At 59.7% G+C, this 17,032-nt stretch carries 17 protein-coding genes; 6 read left to right on the top strand and 11 right to left on the bottom strand.

Annotation, left to right across the window (positions count from 1 at the left end; all coding sequences use genetic code 11):
* Positions 1-58: 58 nt before the first annotated feature.
* Both ACN0SY_RS03340 and ACN0SY_RS03335 read right to left on the bottom strand, forming a co-directional pair.
* On the bottom strand, positions 59-1,297 hold the full coding sequence (locus ACN0SY_RS03340) for an alpha/beta hydrolase (protein ID WP_417684429.1): 1,239 nt from the start codon (positions 1,295-1,297) through the stop codon (positions 59-61).
* Between the two features lie 131 nt (positions 1,298-1,428).
* On the bottom strand, positions 1,429-2,211 hold the full coding sequence (locus ACN0SY_RS03335) for an adenosylcobinamide-GDP ribazoletransferase (protein ID WP_417685865.1): 783 nt from the start codon (positions 2,209-2,211) through the stop codon (positions 1,429-1,431).
* A 199-nt stretch (positions 2,212-2,410) separates the two neighbouring features.
* Here ACN0SY_RS03335 and cobT point away from each other — a divergent pair, with 199 nt between their 5' ends.
* Positions 2,411-3,436, top strand: coding sequence for a nicotinate-nucleotide--dimethylbenzimidazole phosphoribosyltransferase (gene cobT, locus ACN0SY_RS03330; RefSeq protein ID WP_417684427.1), 1,026 nt, complete (start codon positions 2,411-2,413; stop codon positions 3,434-3,436).
* Positions 3,437-3,518: 82 nt separating this feature from the next.
* On the opposite strand, the gene ACN0SY_RS03325 is transcribed toward cobT, so the two are convergent.
* Complete coding sequence (locus ACN0SY_RS03325; protein WP_417684425.1) at positions 3,519-5,054, bottom strand: sensor histidine kinase; 1,536 nt, start codon at positions 5,052-5,054, stop codon at positions 3,519-3,521.
* A 136-nt stretch (positions 5,055-5,190) separates the two neighbouring features.
* Here ACN0SY_RS03325 and ACN0SY_RS03320 point away from each other — a divergent pair, with 136 nt between their 5' ends.
* Positions 5,191-5,823, top strand: coding sequence for a uracil-DNA glycosylase family protein (locus ACN0SY_RS03320; RefSeq protein WP_417684423.1), 633 nt, complete (start codon positions 5,191-5,193; stop codon positions 5,821-5,823).
* A gap of 39 nt (positions 5,824-5,862) precedes the next feature.
* Here the strand turns inward: ACN0SY_RS03320 and ACN0SY_RS03315 are convergent, their stop codons facing one another.
* Positions 5,863-6,834 (bottom strand): sulfurtransferase, encoded by a 972-nt coding sequence (locus ACN0SY_RS03315; protein ID WP_417684421.1) that lies wholly within the window; start codon positions 6,832-6,834, stop codon positions 5,863-5,865.
* A 233-nt stretch (positions 6,835-7,067) separates the two neighbouring features.
* Between ACN0SY_RS03315 and ACN0SY_RS03310 the strand changes: the two genes are divergently transcribed.
* Positions 7,068-7,550 (top strand): Lrp/AsnC family transcriptional regulator, encoded by a 483-nt coding sequence (locus ACN0SY_RS03310; RefSeq protein WP_417685863.1) that lies wholly within the window; start codon positions 7,068-7,070, stop codon positions 7,548-7,550.
* A gap of 136 nt (positions 7,551-7,686) precedes the next feature.
* Positions 7,687-8,205 carry a DUF302 domain-containing protein gene (locus tag ACN0SY_RS03305; protein WP_417684419.1) on the top strand — a complete coding sequence of 173 codons (519 nt, stop codon included), beginning with the start codon at positions 7,687-7,689 and terminating at the stop codon, positions 8,203-8,205.
* 38 nt (positions 8,206-8,243) lie between these two features.
* Here ACN0SY_RS03305 and ACN0SY_RS03300 read toward each other — a convergent pair whose 3' ends face one another.
* On the bottom strand, positions 8,244-9,125 hold the full coding sequence (locus ACN0SY_RS03300; RefSeq protein ID WP_417684417.1) for an NAD(P)-dependent oxidoreductase: 882 nt from the start codon (positions 9,123-9,125) through the stop codon (positions 8,244-8,246).
* Between the two features lie 370 nt (positions 9,126-9,495).
* Between ACN0SY_RS03300 and ACN0SY_RS03295 the strand changes: the two genes are divergently transcribed.
* Positions 9,496-10,392, top strand: coding sequence for a LysR family transcriptional regulator (locus ACN0SY_RS03295; RefSeq protein ID WP_417684415.1), 897 nt, complete (start codon positions 9,496-9,498; stop codon positions 10,390-10,392).
* On the opposite strand, the gene ACN0SY_RS03290 is transcribed toward ACN0SY_RS03295, so the two are convergent.
* The 5 genes from ACN0SY_RS03290 to ACN0SY_RS03270 form a co-directional block, all read right to left on the bottom strand.
* On the bottom strand, positions 10,389-11,540 hold the full coding sequence (locus ACN0SY_RS03290) for a trans-sulfuration enzyme family protein (RefSeq protein ID WP_417684413.1): 1,152 nt from the start codon (positions 11,538-11,540) through the stop codon (positions 10,389-10,391). The two genes, ACN0SY_RS03295 and ACN0SY_RS03290, sit on opposite strands and share 4 nt — an antisense overlap.
* Before the next feature lie 136 nt (positions 11,541-11,676).
* On the bottom strand, positions 11,677-12,507 hold the full coding sequence (locus tag ACN0SY_RS03285) for an ABC transporter permease (RefSeq protein ID WP_417684411.1): 831 nt from the start codon (positions 12,505-12,507) through the stop codon (positions 11,677-11,679).
* A complete protein-coding gene (locus ACN0SY_RS03280; RefSeq protein WP_417684409.1) occupies positions 12,504-13,217 on the bottom strand; it encodes an ABC transporter permease in 714 nt (237 codons plus the stop codon). Before ACN0SY_RS03280 ends, ACN0SY_RS03285 begins: the two co-directional genes overlap by 4 nt.
* Positions 13,218-13,336: 119 nt before the next feature.
* Positions 13,337-14,113, bottom strand: coding sequence for an ABC transporter substrate-binding protein (locus tag ACN0SY_RS03275; RefSeq protein ID WP_417684407.1), 777 nt, complete (start codon positions 14,111-14,113; stop codon positions 13,337-13,339).
* A gap of 204 nt (positions 14,114-14,317) precedes the next feature.
* Positions 14,318-15,280, bottom strand: coding sequence for a LysR substrate-binding domain-containing protein (locus ACN0SY_RS03270; RefSeq protein WP_417684405.1), 963 nt, complete (start codon positions 15,278-15,280; stop codon positions 14,318-14,320).
* A 145-nt stretch (positions 15,281-15,425) separates the two neighbouring features.
* Here ACN0SY_RS03270 and ACN0SY_RS03265 point away from each other — a divergent pair, with 145 nt between their 5' ends.
* Entirely contained in the window at positions 15,426-16,415 is a 990-nt protein-coding gene (locus ACN0SY_RS03265; RefSeq protein ID WP_417684403.1) for an MBL fold metallo-hydrolase, read from the top strand.
* A gap of 60 nt (positions 16,416-16,475) precedes the next feature.
* Here the strand turns inward: ACN0SY_RS03265 and ACN0SY_RS03260 are convergent, their stop codons facing one another.
* Entirely contained in the window at positions 16,476-16,901 is a 426-nt protein-coding gene (locus ACN0SY_RS03260) for a hypothetical protein (protein ID WP_417684401.1), read from the bottom strand.
* Positions 16,902-17,032 lie beyond the last annotated feature (131 nt).

Genomic DNA, 17,032 nt, shown 5'->3' with positions numbered 1-17,032 from the left:
GGAAATTCCGACGGCTGCGGCCAGAGGATCCGGTGCTCCAGCTTGAGACATCTGGCCCTTAGAGGCCGCCGGTCGCCAGCGCGATCGGGGCGGTGATCAGTGTCACGGGCAGCGTAATCGCAACCTGCGCGGTGCTCGCGACAAAGGTTCCCAGGTCCTGACCAGCCTGGCTGAGTTGGCCGGTCTGTTCGGGGCCGCCAGCCTGCAGTTCACGCTGTTTCAGGACGTTCCGGATTTCCGGGCTCAATCTGCCGACCTGTGCGAATTTGGCGTGATTGGCGCTGTCGAGTGAATCGAGATCTGTCAGGTTGACAACGATCGCGCCCAGTTCCGCCAACTCCCTGTCATCTTCGTAGGCGCCGACGCGGCTTTTGCCACCGGCGATCCGCTTGGAAAGCCGCAGCGCCCTGTCGTCCTGCGACACGAAGATGATGAAGGGTTTTTGCGGACTGCCGCCACTTCCCTTGATGGCGCGAAGCTGTTCCTTGAAGACATCAATGTCGATGTCCGGGGCCGCAAGCACCACCTGGTCGAGCTTCGGTGCGAGCTTGCGCCGCTGCTCTGGCGTGATCTGCCGAGCTGTTTCCATCAGGAGCATGTTGCCCATTGAATGGGCGAGGATGAAGATCCGCTCTGCCTTGCTTCGGGCGAGGTCTTCAACCGTCTGTTCAAGCGCCGAACGCGCCGACATCGCACTGTTGAGATCGTAAACGTAGTCGGTGAGATCGCCGCGCGAGGCCCAGGTAAAGAGGACAGGAACACCGCCATAGTCCGAATCGTGGGCGATCTGCGCAAAGCGGTAGAGACCTTCGGCAAAGAGCGTGTTGTAGCCGTGGATGAAAACGAAGACCGAACGCTCCCCCTTCGGCAGCTTCATCAGCCGCTGATTTAGCTCGTCTAGCATTGCCTCGCGTCCCGGAATGAACTCAGCGGAACGGGTGACGAATTCCTTATCAGGGTTGCCGGGGAGGGACGAGGGCCATTCCACGATGCCGTTCTGGTGGCTGGCCGGGACGGAAATACTTGCCTTCGCGTAGTCGGCCTCTGAAGCGCGTTCGCCATTAAAGTAGGTGTTCGGGCGGTTGTCGCGCTGACGGGTGGTTACGATCAGTATGTCCTGAACCTGCGCATTTTCCGAAGGTGTGTTGTTGACGATCAGAGCCCCGTTTTCCGGGCGGCTGGAACAGGCAGCCAAAAGCAGGCAAATCAGGAACGCCGCTGCGCGGCCGGATCGGCGAAGAGCAACGGGACCAAATTCTCCAAGGGCAACTCTGTCTCCGCCAAGCATTCCTGACATGCATCCGTTTCGAGGGAAGGACAAACGTAAGCCACGAGGAATGCCACCTGCAGTTTGCCGATGCAATGGCTTTCGTTACGGAAGGCGATATGCCCGGTGCAGGACGCGAACCAACTTCTGCGTGTTCAACCTCAACTGATTGCCAGCGTCCCGACCAGGAAGGCGAGGGCAGAGACCTGCTGTATTGCGCCCAGTACATCTCCGGTGAAACCGCCAATTTTCGCCCTTGCGAGCAGGCCAGTTCCTGACGCGGCAAATACTGCGAGGAGCAGGGCCAGTGCAAGGCTTGAAAGCGGAAGCGAAATGAGGGCGACCAGCAGGCTGAGAGCACCCGCCGCGAAGGCCTGAAGCAATGCGGCGCGGTCCGGGGTTCCGAACCGGCTTCCCAGGCCTTCAGGGCGTGCTGGCGGCAGCTTCACCCATTGCCAGACGATCAATGCGCGGCTGAAGCTCTCGACGCCAAGCAGGATGGTCATTGAACCAAGGGGGCCGAAGCGGTCGAGAAGCGCGGCAATCAGAGCCGCTTTCAGTCCGATTGTGATCATCATGGCCAGAGCTCCGAAAGCGCCGATCCGGCTGTCCTTCATGATCTCCAGGCGCCGTTCGGGCGTATGTCCGCCAAAGAACCCGTCCGCGACGTCGCCAAGCCCGTCTTCATGAAGGGCGCCCGTGACGGTAGCGAGCAATCCGGTCACGATGAAACCGATAGCAAGCGAGGGAAGGTTGGTGAGGCCTAGCAAGAGACCCGCGGCGGCGGCCGGAAGCGCAACGATCAGGCCGGCAAACGGTATGGCGCGTGCGATCTTTCTGAAGTCGGGAATGGCCTGCGGATCGTCGCTCGACGTCAGGCGAGGCACTGGCATACGCGAAAAGAATCGGACACATGCGGCCGTATCATCGGCGAGGTCGATCATTAGACGAAAGAGACCCGTCATTTGCCGCTTGGCGCTGCCCTCCATGCCGTTTCCCCGTCTTTCCATTTCAAGCACCGGTCGTTATAGATCGGCGCAACCGCCAGTCCAAGGCCTGCAGAGGGCCCCGGCGTGCTGCCTCGATGCACCCCTGGCTCTCAACAGGCTGCCGATATAAGGCCCAAGACCGGAGCAATTCCCGATGTCCCTATCTGAAACCGCCTTGCCCTTCGACGACATTCGCAATCTGGTTCGCTCCATGCCCGGGCCGGATGACGAAGCATTGGCGGCTGTTCGAGCGCGCGATGCGCAGCTGACCAAGCCGGCGGGGTCTCTTGGGCGCCTGGAAGAGATCGCCGAGTGGCTAGCCGCCTGGTCGGGCAAGAGCACCCCGAAGGTAAGCCGTCCATTGGTCGCCATCTTCGCGACAGCACATGGTGTGGCCGACAAGGGCGTTTCTGCCTTTCCAAGCTCCGTCAATCAGCAGATGGTCGAGAACTTTGCTGCCGGCGGTGCCGCGATCAACCAGCTCTGCCGAGCCAATGATCTCGGCCTGAAGGTCTTCGACCTGGCTGTCTCCATGCCGACACCTTGCATCACCGAAGAAGATGCACTCGATGAAGCCAACTGCGCGGCCACCATGGCCTATGGCATGGAAGCGCTGGCAGGCGGCATCGATCTGGTTTGCCTTGGCGAGATGGGCATCGGCAATACGACCGTCGCAGCTGCCGTTCTCAACGGACTGTTCGGCGGTACGGCGGAAGACTGGATCGGACGCGGAACCGGCGTTGACGACGAGGGTCTTGAGCGCAAGCGCGTTGCGGTCGACAAGGCCGTTTCCCGCCTGAATGGCGAGAAAGACCCGCTGGAGATTCTGCGCAAGATCGGCGGTCGTGAAATCGCCGCCATGGTCGGCCTGATCATCGCGGCCCGCCTCCAGCGCGTCCCGGTCATCGTGGACGGCTTCGTCACCACGGCGGCTGCCGGTGTTGTCTACGCGATGGACCCGTCAGGTCTCGACCACTGCATCTTTGCCCATGTCTCGGCCGAGGCCGGGCATCGCAGGGCGCTGGCAACGATGGAAAAGGAAGCGCTCCTGGACTTCGGCATGCGCCTCGGAGAGGGATCCGGAGCGGCGATTGCAGCCGGCATCGTCAAGGCAGCAGCCGAGACCCACGCCGGTATGGCGACTTTCGCCGACGCCGGCGTTGCAACGAAATCCGAATAACGCCCGCCTCGGGCATCAGTAAATCGGAGAGGGGCCGGGCGGAGACGCACCGGCCTTTTTCATTCGCGGGTCTTCGCGTAGATCAGGCGGGCCACTTGGCAGCGTTTCTGCTTTTGGGAACGTCATATGCAGGCATGGTTTCCATGACCCGTTCCTTCGGCAATGTGAACATCACCTCAGTGCCTTCACGAAGGCGCGAGCGCAGGTCGAAGCTCCCGCCATGCATCGAGACGAGTGCCTGAACGATGGAAAGACCGAGGCCGGTGCCCGGCTCCGCGCTCTGGATTGCAACCGAGCCCTGCCCAAACGCCTGCAGCACGACCGGAATTTCGTCCTCGGGTATCCCCGGGCCATTGTCGCGGACTGATACAAACTGTCCGCCGTCGCGCGTGCGGCCGAGTGATATGCGCACAACGCCGCCCACAGGGGTGAACTTGACCGCATTGGACACAAGGTTGAGGACCACCTGGCGCAGGGCGCGCTCATCCCCCCAGACCTTCGGAAGATGGTCCTCGTAACTCTGGTAGATCTTGATGTCCTTCGCCTTCGCGCGGATCTGCATCATGTTGCAGCTTTCCTCGATGACATCCTGCAGGTTTACCGCTTCCTCCTGCAATTCATGGCGTCCTGCCTCGATGCGCGACAGGTCAAGGATCTCGTTGATCAGGTTGAGCAGATGCGATCCGGAGGAATGGATGTCGCCAGCGTAGCTCTTGTAGTTGGAGTTGTGCATCGGGCCGAGCACTTCGTCCTTCATCACCTCCGAAAAACCCAGGATCGCGTTGAGAGGAGTCCGCAGCTCGTGGCTCATCGTCGCCAGGAAACGGGACTTGGCAAGGTTCGCCTCTTCGGCGCGGCGGCGGCTTTCGTCTGAAAGCGCATTTGCGGTTTCGAGCTCAGCGATCAGGTGATCCTTCTCGGCCCTATATTCCAGCATCGTGTTGGCGTTTTTGATCAGCTGGTTTCCCAGGATGAAAAAGAAGCCCTGGGCGCCGATTGCCATGGCAGCGAGCGTGTAGTGGATCGGTTGCGGTTGCTTCAGGAAGGTCGCCGTCACCATCAGGGAGACGGGCAGGGTCGATGCCAAAAGCGCGCGCGGCAGGGTCGCCGACTGCATCGTGTTCATGGCCACTACAATCAGCATGGTCGCAAACTGGAAGACCAGGAAACCGTCACCGGCCGCAATTTCCTTGGGCAGCAGGTAAAACAGCGCCCAGCTGCTGCCGTAGAGCAGGTCGGACAGGGTGAAGCGGCGCAACCAAAGCCGGACACGCCGCTTTGAAGAGGGTGTCTTCTCGTAAGTGCGGCAGGTCGCCACGCACAGCAGATGCATGCACAGGACAACAGTGAACCAGGCCCCGACAAGGTATGTATTGATCCAGAGCGACGAAATGGCTGCGACGATCAAGGCGAGCATGGGAACGGCAAAGGCCGAGTTCATGCGCGTATCGGCAAAAAGGTGCTGACGCTCCAGTTCGAAATCGTTCATCGAAGCGTCTTTCGATCCGATCCGGCTGCGAACATCCCGAACGGTGCGCGCGACCTCGCGCCGACGGATCGCCCGTTGCCGGTTGATCTCGGTTTTTCCGTCGGAAGAGTTGCGCGCTTCACTTCCCATCTATCGGATCCGAGCCTTTGCGAAAGATTGACGCCATTGGATGACTTTCGCATTTGTGACTCAGGATTTCTTAAGATGGTCCTCAGGACTGTGGTAAACGAAAGGTAAGCGATTGAAGGAACTTGGGTGCGGATCAGTGGGTACGGCAGATAGCGGCGAGAACGGCTTGAAAGGACTGGCAACCGAGATTTCGGCCTGCCGGATTTGCCTGGAACAGCCAAAGGGTCAGCCCTTGCCGCATGAGCCTCGACCGGTGATCCAGTTGTCGTCCGCCGCCCGGATCTGCATTTGCGGTCAGGCTCCCGGAACCCGTGTCCACAAGAGCGGGCGACCCTTTACCGACCCCTCCGGAGATCGCCTGCGAGACTGGATGGGGATAGGGCCCGAGGTCTTCTACGATCCGGACAAGGTTGCCATCGTTCCCATGGGGCTTTGTTTTCCCGGGCTTGATCACAAGGGCGGCGACCTGCCGCCCCGTCCGGAATGCCGGGCGAAATGGCATGACCGCATCTTTGCCGCCATGCCGCAAATCGAACTTGTGCTTGTGATCGGTCAGTATGCGCAGGCCTATCATCTTGGCGGCGATCGGAAGCGGACCCTTACGGAGACGGTGAAGGAGTGGCAGACCTATCTCGACGCCAAGCGAACACCAATGGTTCTGCCCATGCCGCATCCTTCCTGGCGCAACAATGCGTGGATCAGAAAGAATCCGTGGTTCGAAGCAGAGCTGTTGCCGGTCCTCAGAAACAAAATCGCCCGGCTCGTGTGAGCCGGGCGATCGTTAATCGATTCTGCGAAGGCGCTAGCCTCAGTTTGTTTTCGGCTGCTTGACCGGATCCGGTTCCGCGGTCGCCGTGATCGGAAGGTCTTCCGCACGGCTCCAGCCGACCATGCTGGCGTCATAGAGCCGGACATTCTCCTTGCCGAGCAGTTCCGTCAGAACGAACCAGTTCGTGGCAGCCCAATGGCCGGTGTTGCAGTAGGAGATGACCTTAGTGTCGTCTTGCTTGAGGGAGGCCGGAAGCAGGGAGGCGAGGGTCGCGCCATCCTTGAGGCGATTGCTGGCCTTGTCGTAGAACTGATCCTGATCGAAGTTCACGGCTCCTGGAATATGCCCGAATCGCGTTGCTTCGGAATGCTTCTGACGCCCTTCGAACTGTGCCTTGGGACGGCCATCGAGGAGAAGCGTGTCGGTGCCGAGGGTCTCGGCGACTTCGCCGGTAGAGACCACAAGTTCTTCCCGAACGTCGGCGACGAAGAGGTCGCCTTCCGGCGTGACATTGCCGGTTTCAAGCGGACGGCCCTCTTTTACCCATGCGGCATGACCGCCATCGAGGATCGCAACGGCGTCATGGCCGAGGTACTTGAGCGTCCAGTAGATGCGCGCGGCTGCGCCGAATTCGAGGCTGGAGCTGCCGGCCGGTACGATGATCAGCGCCTTGTCTTCCGACAGACCGAGCTCCGAAAGAGATGCCTCGAGCTTTTCGACCGAGGGCAGGACACCGGCAACGCCGTCACGCTCGGTGCGCCAGTATCCTGGGTATTCCGACCAGATGGCGCCAGGAATATGGCCCTTCAGGTAGTCTTCCTTGCCTGACTTGGCGACCTTCGAGCGCGTGTCGATCACCAGGATCTCGTCGCTATCGATGTTTTCGGCAAGCCACTGGGTGGAGACGAGCGGTGTGACATCCGGTGCAGCTGCCACCGGCGTCGCCAAAAGCGTCGCTGCCGCAAATAGTCCGGCGAACTTTTTGATGAGTGCTGTCTTTTGAATGCGCATCCGAACCTCTCCAGATCATGGTGATGTGAAGAAAAATTTTCTTGTGGAGCGCTATTTGGCACTCTAAATGAGCAAGGACAAGCTTTGTCGAGGCTGGGGTTAGAAGAAAAATCTCAAATTCTGCATGTGTTGTTTGTTTTGAAAATTTGTTTTCAAAACTGCCATAAGTACAGCAATGAGAATCCGGACGGAAAATCGCCGGCCGGGCGTCAGCAGTGGAAGTTCACATCATGATCGATCGTATCGACCGCCGTATCCTCTCGATCCTGCAGGAGGACTGCACCGTCCCGGTCGCCGAGATCGGGCGCAGGGTTGGCCTCTCGACGACACCGTGCTGGCGTCGCATTCAGAAGATGGAAGAAGACGGGGTCATTACCGGGCGCGTCGCGCTTCTGGATCCGGCCAAGGTCAATGCCAAGGTCACGGCCTTCGTCGCCATCACGACGAGCCAGCACTCCGAGGACTGGCTCAAGAAATTCGCAGATGTCATTAGCGAGTTCCCTGAAGTGGTGGAGTTCTATCGCATGGCTGGTCAGGTCGACTACCTTTTGCGGGTAGCGGTGCCGGACATCGAGGCATACGACGCCTTCTACAAGAAGCTCATTGCCAAGATCGATATTTCCGACGTCTCGACGACCTTCGCCATGGAGCAGATCAAGTACACGACGGAACTTCCGCTCGGCTACATTCCTGCGCAAAAGCCCAAGTCGGACTGAGCGTGACGTGCGGCATTCGCCGCGCAACGGCCTCCAAGCAAAGCGTGTGGAAGCATTCGAAAGTTGATATGTATCATCCGATGCAGCCGTGAAGGCTGTTAGGATCGCTCAGATCTACCTTTCGGGAGGACCTGCAATGATTGAGATGATGAAGAAGGTTGCGCTTGGTACAGGACTTTCGCTTGCCATGGCGGTTGGTGTGCTGTCGACCTCGGTAAACGCTGCCGACATGGCCGCTGATGCCGTACCGCCCGGTGTCACCGCCTATGCCACCGGCGCCGAGTTCGAAGATGTGCGTTTCAATCTCGAAACGGCCATCGTCAACCGGGGGCTGGTGATCGATTATGTCTCTCACATTGGGGACATGCTTGCTCGCACCAAGGAAGACGTCGGTGGCACGAAGGATCTCTACGCCAACGCCGTATCGATGCTTTTCTGCTCGGCGAACCTGTCGCGCAAGATGATGGAAGCAGATCCCGGCAATATCGCGTATTGCCCATATGCGGTCTTCGCCTACGAGAAGGCCGAGGATCCCGGTAGCGTCCTGGTGGGTTTCCGCCGTCTGGACGAGACGGGGTCGGATGCATCCAAGGCGGCAATTGCAGAAATCAACACGCTGCTGGACGACATCGTCAAGGAAGCAGCCGGAGAGTGACCGGCTGCCTCTGATGTGAGCTGACTGAAGGCGCCGGCTTATTTCTTGTCGGCGTTTTCCAGCCGGGCGATCAGGCTGGACGTGTCCCAGCGATTGCCGCCCATGGCCTGAACTTCCGCATAGAACTGGTCCACCAATGCCGTTACCGGCAGGCGGGCGCCCGTGTCGTTGGCGGTCTTCAGGCAGATGCCGAGGTCCTTGCGCATCCAGTCGACGGCAAAGCCGAACTCGAACTTGCCAGCCTGCATGGTCTCCCAGCGATTTTCCATCTGCCAGGACTGGGCAGCGCCGCCCTTGATGGCGGAGATGACCTTGGTGACGTCAAGGTCTGCCTGCTTGGCAAAGTGAATGGCCTCGGAGAGGCCCTGAACCAGCCCGGCGATACAGATCTGGTTGCACATCTTGGTCAGCTGGCCAGCGCCGCTGTCGCCGATCAGCCCGACGAACTTGGCGAAGCACTCGATGACCGGCTTGGCCTTGTCAAAGGCGTCCTGGTCGCCGCCGCACATGACCGTCAAAACGCCATTCTCGGCGCCGGCCTGTCCACCGGAGACAGGTGCGTCGATGAAACCACAACCCTTCGCCTTTGCGGCGGCATGGAGCTCGCGGGCGACTTCGGCGGATGCGGTGGTGTTGTCGACGAAGATCGCGCCTTCCTTGAGACCGTGGAATGCACCGTTCTCTCCGGTCGTTACGGAGCGCAGATCCGCGTCATTTCCGACGCAGGCGAAGACAAAGTCACAGCCTTCGGCGGCTTCCTTCGGTGTTGTCGCGAAGGAACCACCATATTCAGCCGCCCATTTTTCCGCCTTTGCGGTCGTGCGGTTGTAGACCGTGACGTCATGACCGCCCTTGGTCTTCAGGTATCCGGCCATCGGATAGCCCATGACCCCAAGTCCGATGAATGCAACCTTTGCCATATCCCCGGCTCCTCCTCATTGCAGCGAAAGGCCCGGCAGATGACCGGGCCTGTCGATTAACTGGAGTTTTTGTAGCGCATTCATTTCTGCTTGTCAGGCGAAAGACCTAGACCCAGAACGTGAAGCGCCTGACTTGTGCCCATGCTTCCCGTTCGCGTTCGGCGCGGTCGCCCTCCACAAACCGTAACGGTGTACCGGAAAGCGGGTCGGGACGGGTGAATGGCGTCATCCGGTTTGCGTACCTCAGCGCATTTGTAAATCTTTCAAACATCTTCTTGCATCCATCTTTGGTTTCGATGCTTGCAATATGGCTGGATTGGTGACTTGATGCGAGGCAGCAAAATTTCTAAAACGTAAGAAAAATTTACATATGGATTGGCGTCAGTTGCCCTCGCTCTCCAGCATGAGAGCCTTTTCCGAAGTGGCCGAAACAAGAAGCCTGTCGGCTGCCGGACGGTCATTGAACGTTACGCACGCGGCGGTCAGCCAGCAGGTGCGGGCACTTGAGGACCAGCTTGGAACCTCGTTGGTGGTCAGGGAAGGGCGAGGAGTCGCGTTGACGCCGGATGGGGAGCATTTGGCGGCCGGTTTGCGAGAAGCATTCGCGCGTATGCTGGATACGGTCGAAAGTCTGCGCAAGAGCGATCAGGAACGGCCGCTCAACATAACGATGACACCTTCCTTCGCGGTCAGCTGGTTGATGCCGCGCATTTCCGACTTCCGGCAGGAGCACCCGGAAGTCGAATTGATGCTGAACCCGACAGCCGAGGTTGTCGAGTTCGCACCCGGTGGCGTCGACCTTGCCATCCGCTTCGGCGAAGGAGGCTGGCCGGGGCTGCAGTCGGAACTTCTGCTGCCGTCGAACTATGTGGTTGTCGGTGCACGTAAGTTGATCGGCGAACGCCAGATCACCGATCCGTCTCAGATCCAGGATTTCCCATGGTTGCAGGAGCTAGGAACAAACGAGTTGTCGATCTGGCTGGAGCGGCAGGGCGTCGTGCCGCGCTCGAGGCTGAACGTTACCCATTTGCCGGGGTACATGGTGCTCGACGGACTTCGCAGGGGAGATGGCATCTCGGCCACTGCCCGCATCTTCGTCGAGGCAGACATTCAGTCAGGCGCGTTGCAAGTGCTGTTCGAGGACGTGCGCCCGCGTGGTTCCGGCTACCACATGGTGGTGCGTCCGGGCGTGCAACGTCCGCCCCTGAAGACGTTCGTCACATGGCTCAAGAAGCGCGCACGCGAGGCAGAGGCCTGCTGCCGTTAGAATGCTGCCAGAGCCTGTTCCATGTCACTGATCAGGTCGTCGATATGCTCGATGCCGATCGAGAGGCGCAGCAGGGTGCCGGGAATTCCGGAGTTCGGACCCTCGATGGTCTCGCGATGTTCGACAAGGCTCTCGACGCCGCCGAGCGACGTTGCGCGCTGGAACAGGTTGAGCGCACCGGTAACCTTGAGAGCGTCTGCCTTGCTTCCCTTGACCAGCAGGCTCATCAGCGAGCCATAGCCGCCGGTCATCTGTGCCTTGGCAAGGTCATGGCCAATATGGCTGGAGATGCCGGGATAAAGAACGCTCTCGACTTTCGGATGGGCATCGAAGTGCGCGGCGAATGCCTGCGCGTTGGCATTCATCCGCTCGACCCGCAAGGCGAGGGTGCGCAGGCCACGCAGAAGGAGCCATGCTTCGAAGGACCCGATCACCGCGCCGGCGTCATGACGTTCCTGGGCGATGAAAGTCCAGTCCGGGCTGTCCTTTCGGGAGGTTGATACGACACCGCCAAGGACGTCCGAATGGCCGTTGAGAGCCTTTGTCGCCGAGTGGACGACGAGGTCGGCGCCGAGGGCGAGCGGCTTCATGATCAATGGCGTCACGGCCGTCGCGTCGACGCAGACTGTCGCGCCGCAGGACTTGGCGAGATCTGCCGCCGCGCGGATATCGGCGACCTTCAGGAACGGATTGCTCGGCACCTCGAGGAATACGAGCTTCGGGGAATGCTCGGAAATTGCTGCCGATAGGGCATCCAGATCGGTCGCATCGACCTCGACCAGCCTGACACCCGTGCGCTCGGTGTTGCGGCGGAAGAAGACCGTGGTTCCCCAGTAGATGCCGGATTGCAGCAGGATCGTTTCACCAGGCCTGACCGTGCGCATGATCGCGGCGATTGCCGCCATTCCCGAGGCAAACAGACGGCTGTCCTCGGCGCCTTCGAGCGCTGCAAGCAGGCCCTCCGTCTTCCGGAAGAGGTCGTTGTCGTCGCGGCTGTAAAGGTGGCCGGAGCTGATCAGCTCATAATTTTCATCCCGCACGAACGTCGTTGACGGCTGTATCGGCGGTACAACGGCACCGGTCTGCGGGTCGGAACCGCCACCGGCATGGGCAAGCAGGCTGTCGGGATGAAGGGTAGAGCGTGCCATTGGGGAATCCACCGTTGATTGAGGCCCCTGTCTAGCAGATCGAGAACAGAGGCGGTCAATCGTTGTCATTTGATTTTCTTATGAAAACGACACGGCCCATTCATCGGGCGGCGGTGTCGTTCGATTGGTATTCGCGCTACCGCTTCAGGTGACGTGTCAGCCGGGCTTCCAGTCTCTCCCAGACGCGGCGAAGGACTTCCACCGCAAGCAGGTAGAAAACAGCTGCCCAGATGTATGACTGGAAGTCGTAGGAGCGGGAATAGGCGCGCCGGGTCTCGCCCATCAGGTCATAGATCGTCACGATTGATGCAATCGCGGAGCCCTTGATCATCAGGATGATCTCGTTGCCATAGGGCCTCAGGGCAACCATCAGCGCCTGGGGCAGGATGACCTTGAAGAAAATGACCGGCCGCGAGAGCCCGAGCGCCATGCCGCCTTCCCACTGTCCCTTCGACACGTTCTCCACGGCACCGCGGAGGATTTCCGCCTGATAGGCTGCCGTGTTCAGAGTGAAGGCGAAGATGATGCAGTACCAGGCATCGCGGAAGAACCACCACAGGCCGATATCCGTCAGGCCATCTCGGAACGAACCGGCGCCGTAGTAGATCAGGAAGGTCTGGGCAAGCAGCGGCGTGCCCCGGAAAAAGTAGACATAGGCATAGGCCGGCCAGCGGATGATCGCAAGGCGGGATGACCGGGCCAGGGCAATCGGCACGGACAGCAGCGCTCCGAGCGCCAGCGACACGACTACGATCTGCAACGTGATGACGAAGCCGTCCAGATACTTCGTCCAGTACTTCTCCACAAACGGGCTGAAGGCGCTGACCGCCAGATAGTAGAGCAGGTACGCGCCGGCGATGATCCAGAGCGTCATGAGCACCTGGCCCAGAACCCTCGTCCGGGTCCAGGGAGTTGCTGCCGCAGTGGGTGCCGGGCGTGGCTCGATGTAGTCGGAGATCATGCTCATCGCGCAGTATCTCCTCGCTTGGACCAGTGCTCGATGCGCGACAGTGCTCCGGAGGAAATCATTGCCAGGACGAGATAGATCGCGCAGGCAACGCCGAAGAACAGGAACGGTTCCTTCGTGACGCGGGCCGCAATCCCGGCCTGACGAACCAGATCGGCAAGTCCGATGACGGAGACAAGCGCCGTTTCCTTCAAAAGGATCAGCCAGAGATTACCGAGGGCCGGCAAAGCAAGGCGGATCAGTTGCGGCAGGACGATCAGGCGCATCGTCAGGTTCTTGGAAAGCCCGAGCGCATATCCACCCTCGTATTGGCCCTGTGGGATGCCGCGGAACGCAGAAAGGAATGCTTCGGAGGCGTAGGAGGAGAACACGAAGGCAAGCGCGACCATGCCGGCGACGAAGGAGTTCACCTCGATGTAGATATCGAAGCCGAGGAGCTGCATGAACTGCTGCAGGCCGATCTGGACGCCGTAATAGACCAGGAACAGCGTCAGGAGCTCCGGCAGACCCCGAAAAAGGGTCGTGTAGATGTTCGCGGCCATCCGCAATGACGGCTCGTCCGATTTCTTGGCAAGGGCAAGGACGAAGCCGAGCAAAAGTCCGAAGGGGAGGGTGGCAAGGGCTAGCGAAATGGTGATGACCACCCCGGCCGCGATTTCATCTCCCCATCCGGCGTCGCCGAATGATATGAGCGTCAGTGCCTCATTCATGCCTTCGGTGCTGCTTTCTGTCTAGGGTCTGCCCAACGGTCTGCCAGGGATGGCGGAGAAACGGAACGAGCGCGGCGAAGATGCCGCCGCGCTCGAATATCACCGCTCAAGTGCTTCGATCAGTCGCCGTATACGTCGAATTCGAAGTGCTTGTCGTTGACTTCCTTGTACTTGCCGTTGGCAATGATGCCTGCGATGGCCTTGTTGAACATCTCCTTCAGGTCACCGTCTTCCTTGCGGATGGCGATGCCGGCACCTTCGCCGTTGATGACCGGATCAGCCTTCAGGGCGCCAAGGAGCTTGCAGCATGCGCCGTCGTCGGTCTTCAGCCAGTCGGACAGGACCACGACGTCATCGATGACCGCGTCGATACGACCGCTGGCAACGTCGAGCTTGTACTCGTCCGGGGTCGGATAGAGCTTCAGATCGGCCGACGGGAATTTTTCTTCCGCATAATTGGAGTGCGTCGTGGAAGACTGTGCGCCCAGAAGCGCGCCCTTCAGGTCGGCATCGGTTACGCCGGCGAGCTTGCTGTCCTTCGGGACGGCGATCGCTGGGCCGGTGTTGTAGTACTTGTTGGTGAAGTCGACCTTCTGCTTGCGCTCTTCGGTGATCGACATGGACGCGATCACGGCGTCGAACTTTCCGGCCTGCAGAGCCGGGATCATGCCATCCCAATCCTGGGTGACGAATTCGCACTCGACCTTCATTTCTTCGCAAAGCGCCTTGGCGATGTCGATGTCAAAACCGACCAGCTGGCCGTCTGCTGTCAGGGAGTTGAACGGAGGGTAGGCGCCCTCGGTACCGATACGGACCTTCGACCAGTCCTTTGCTTCAGCGGCGCCAACGGCAGCCAGTAGAGCGGCAGCAGCGGCAGCCAAACGCATGATACGCATATGAATTCCCCTATGTATATTGGTTCGGACGTGCAGGGTTCGTTCCTGCGCAAGTCCGTCTGTCATATTCGATACACTTTGAAGCAAAATTCAACCATGGCCACGAAAAAACATGGGGCTTTAGCGGACTTTGACACGCTTGGGTTGAGTGCCTTATCGATACCTCGCCCGGGTATGTGGAAACTTATGCGGGCCGGTGACCTTTCAGCCTTCGGAATCCGCGCTGTGGGAGACTGACCTTGGTTGAGGGGATCGCTGGGACCGGGTCGCAAACGCTCCTATCTCTCGCAGGAACCCGTCCATCTCTTCAACGAACACCTTCACCTTCAGGGGGATGTAGCGGTTGGATGGGTAGACCGCATGCATGGGCTGCGAAGGATACTCCCAGTCTGGAAGCACTTCCTCCAGAACGCCTGAAGCCATCAGCGGTTCAACCTGCCACCTCTTGGCCATGGAGATCCCGAGCCCCCGGACGCATGCGTTGTGAAGCGCCAGAGCGTTGTTGACGAACATGGTCGGGGTGACATCGACGCTCACCTTCGCGCCGGATGGCCCCGTCAGGGTAACAAGGTCCCCCGTGGCGATCCCCTTGTACAGCAGGTAATCCATGCGGGTCAGGTCAGCCGGGTGTTCCGGCCTCCCGGCGCGGTCAAGATAATCCGGTGCCGCAACGAGGCAGCGTTCGACATCGCCGAGTTTTTTCACAATGAGGCTGTCGTCACGGATAATGCCGGCCCGCAGGGTCACGTCGAGCTTTGCGCTTATGAGGTCGACGAAGGCGTCCGATATGGCAACGTCCAGAATCAGGTTCGGATACTTGGTCTTGAAGGTGATGAGGAACTCGCCGAGCAGGGAATCGGAAAAGCCGATCGGCAGCCCGACCGCCAGGCGGCCGGACATCTGGGCTTCCGCGCTTTGCACCGACCGTTCCGCCTCCTCGAGTCGGGACAGGATATCAATGGCAAAGGCGTGATACTTTTCGCCGGCCTCGGTCAGCGAAAGGCTGCGGGTGGTTCGGTTGAGAAGCCTGACCCCAAGGCTTTCCTCAAGCGCGCGCACTTGCTGACTGACAGCGGGTTGCGAAACGCCGAGGTGGCCGGCCGCAGCCGAAAAGCTGCCGAGATCGACGGAACGTGTGAAACTGATCAGCGCACTAAGCTTGTCCATGATGCGTCTCGTGAATGGCCTATTCATAAGCTGTGATTTGAAAAACTATAAGTATCTCGCCACTTCAAAACCAGAGAAAATGAATGACATTCCCTTCGTCGCCTGCAGAACCGATTTGCGGGCCTATCAGGGAAGGTGTCTTGAAATGGACGAAAGAACATTGAGCCGGCGTGGCTTTCTGGGTGGGGCAGCGCTTGCTGCCGGTACGATTGGTGTGATCGGGGGGGCAACGCTTTCCCTGGGAACAGCACAGGCAGCCGCTCCCTTGGCAGGTACGCCTTTACCGGGTGTCGTCCGCCGCAAGGTCGGAAGCTTTGAAGTCACGGCATTGCTGGACGGCTACCTGCCGGTCGGCCATGAACTCATAATCGGCTACGAAGAAGCCACCGCCGCCGCACTGAGGGAAGCGGCCTTCGTACCTGAGACCGGAATGGTCATTCCGATCTCGGCGTATCTGGTCAATACGGGTGAAAAACTGATCCTGATTGACGCCGGCACCTCCGACAAGATGGGGCCGACGCTGGGCAAGGTCGCGACCGCCCTTCAGGCCGCGGGTGTCACTCCAGACCAGATCGACGCGATCTTCATAACCCACATGCATCCCGATCACCTTTTCGGGGTTCTGACGCCGACCGGCGAAAAGCTGTTCCCGAATGCCGAGCTGGTTCTGCCTGAAACAGACAGGGCGTTCTGGTATGACGATGCCAACATGAACGCCGCGCCCGAATCCGTTCGCCCGTTCTTCGTCGGAGCCCGCGCCGCCGCCGATGCCTATCAGAGCCGCCAGACGCTCTTTTCGGGTGAGGCCGAGCTGATAAAGGGCATTCGACCGCTGGCGCTTCCCGGACATACGCCGGGACACTCCGGCTTTGTTCTCGACAGCGACGGTCAGACGCTGATCATTGCGGGCGATATCATGCACGCGGCAGCGTACCAGTTCGCACATCCCGAATGGGGCATTGCCTTTGACGTTGACCCGGCAGCTGCGGTTGCGACCCGCAAGCGGTTCTTCGATCAGGCAGCAAGCGACCGGGTCATGTTTGCCGGTGCCCACATCCCGTTCCCGGGATTCGGTCACGTCGCGCGTGATGGCGATGCCTACCGATTTGTCGCGGCAGAATGGCCTTACGCCTGATGAAAGGAAAGGGCTCTCCGGGCGCAACACGGCGTCCGGAGAACCTGCTTGCTTCGAGAGCTATAGCGTCTTTGGATCGACTGCCGCGAACAGGCTGTGATCGACATGCGCCTCTCCCTCGACCTTTTGCGCCAGTTCCAAAATTGACTGAAGCGTGAGAACCGGGCGGCGGAGCGCCTTATCCTGATCCGTGTTTTCGATCGCAAGGCTTAGTTGCGGCTGCTTTGTCCGCTCGGAAATCTTTTCTTCGTGAGCAGCCTTTTCAGCTGCCGGCAGAAGGTCGAGGCTTGCCTCATCGAGGCCATGGCTCGACAGGTACTGATGCCTGATCCGCTCGGCTTCCGGCAAGTCTAGCCAGTCAAGGTAGCGTTCGCGCAGGATCTGTCGAAACGCATCCATGTCGAAACCGCCGGGCCTCGCGGCTTCTGCCTGGGGAGATGATCCGGCGCTCTGGGGGACGGAGTTGGGACTGGTGATCGTCGTCATGCAGGATCCTGTAAATGACCAAGATTGCGGAGCAGGTCGCAGCCGGAATTTTCCATGCAAGTCATGTGCCTGCGATCAACGATGAGAGTTTCTTATCGTTTTCATGAGTTTATTGAATTTGAACTCTTGGC

This window comes from Roseibium sp., assembly GCF_048261595.1.
Lineage (GTDB): Bacteria > Pseudomonadota > Alphaproteobacteria > Rhizobiales > Stappiaceae > Roseibium.
This window is presented reverse-complemented; position numbering and strand designations above follow the sequence as displayed.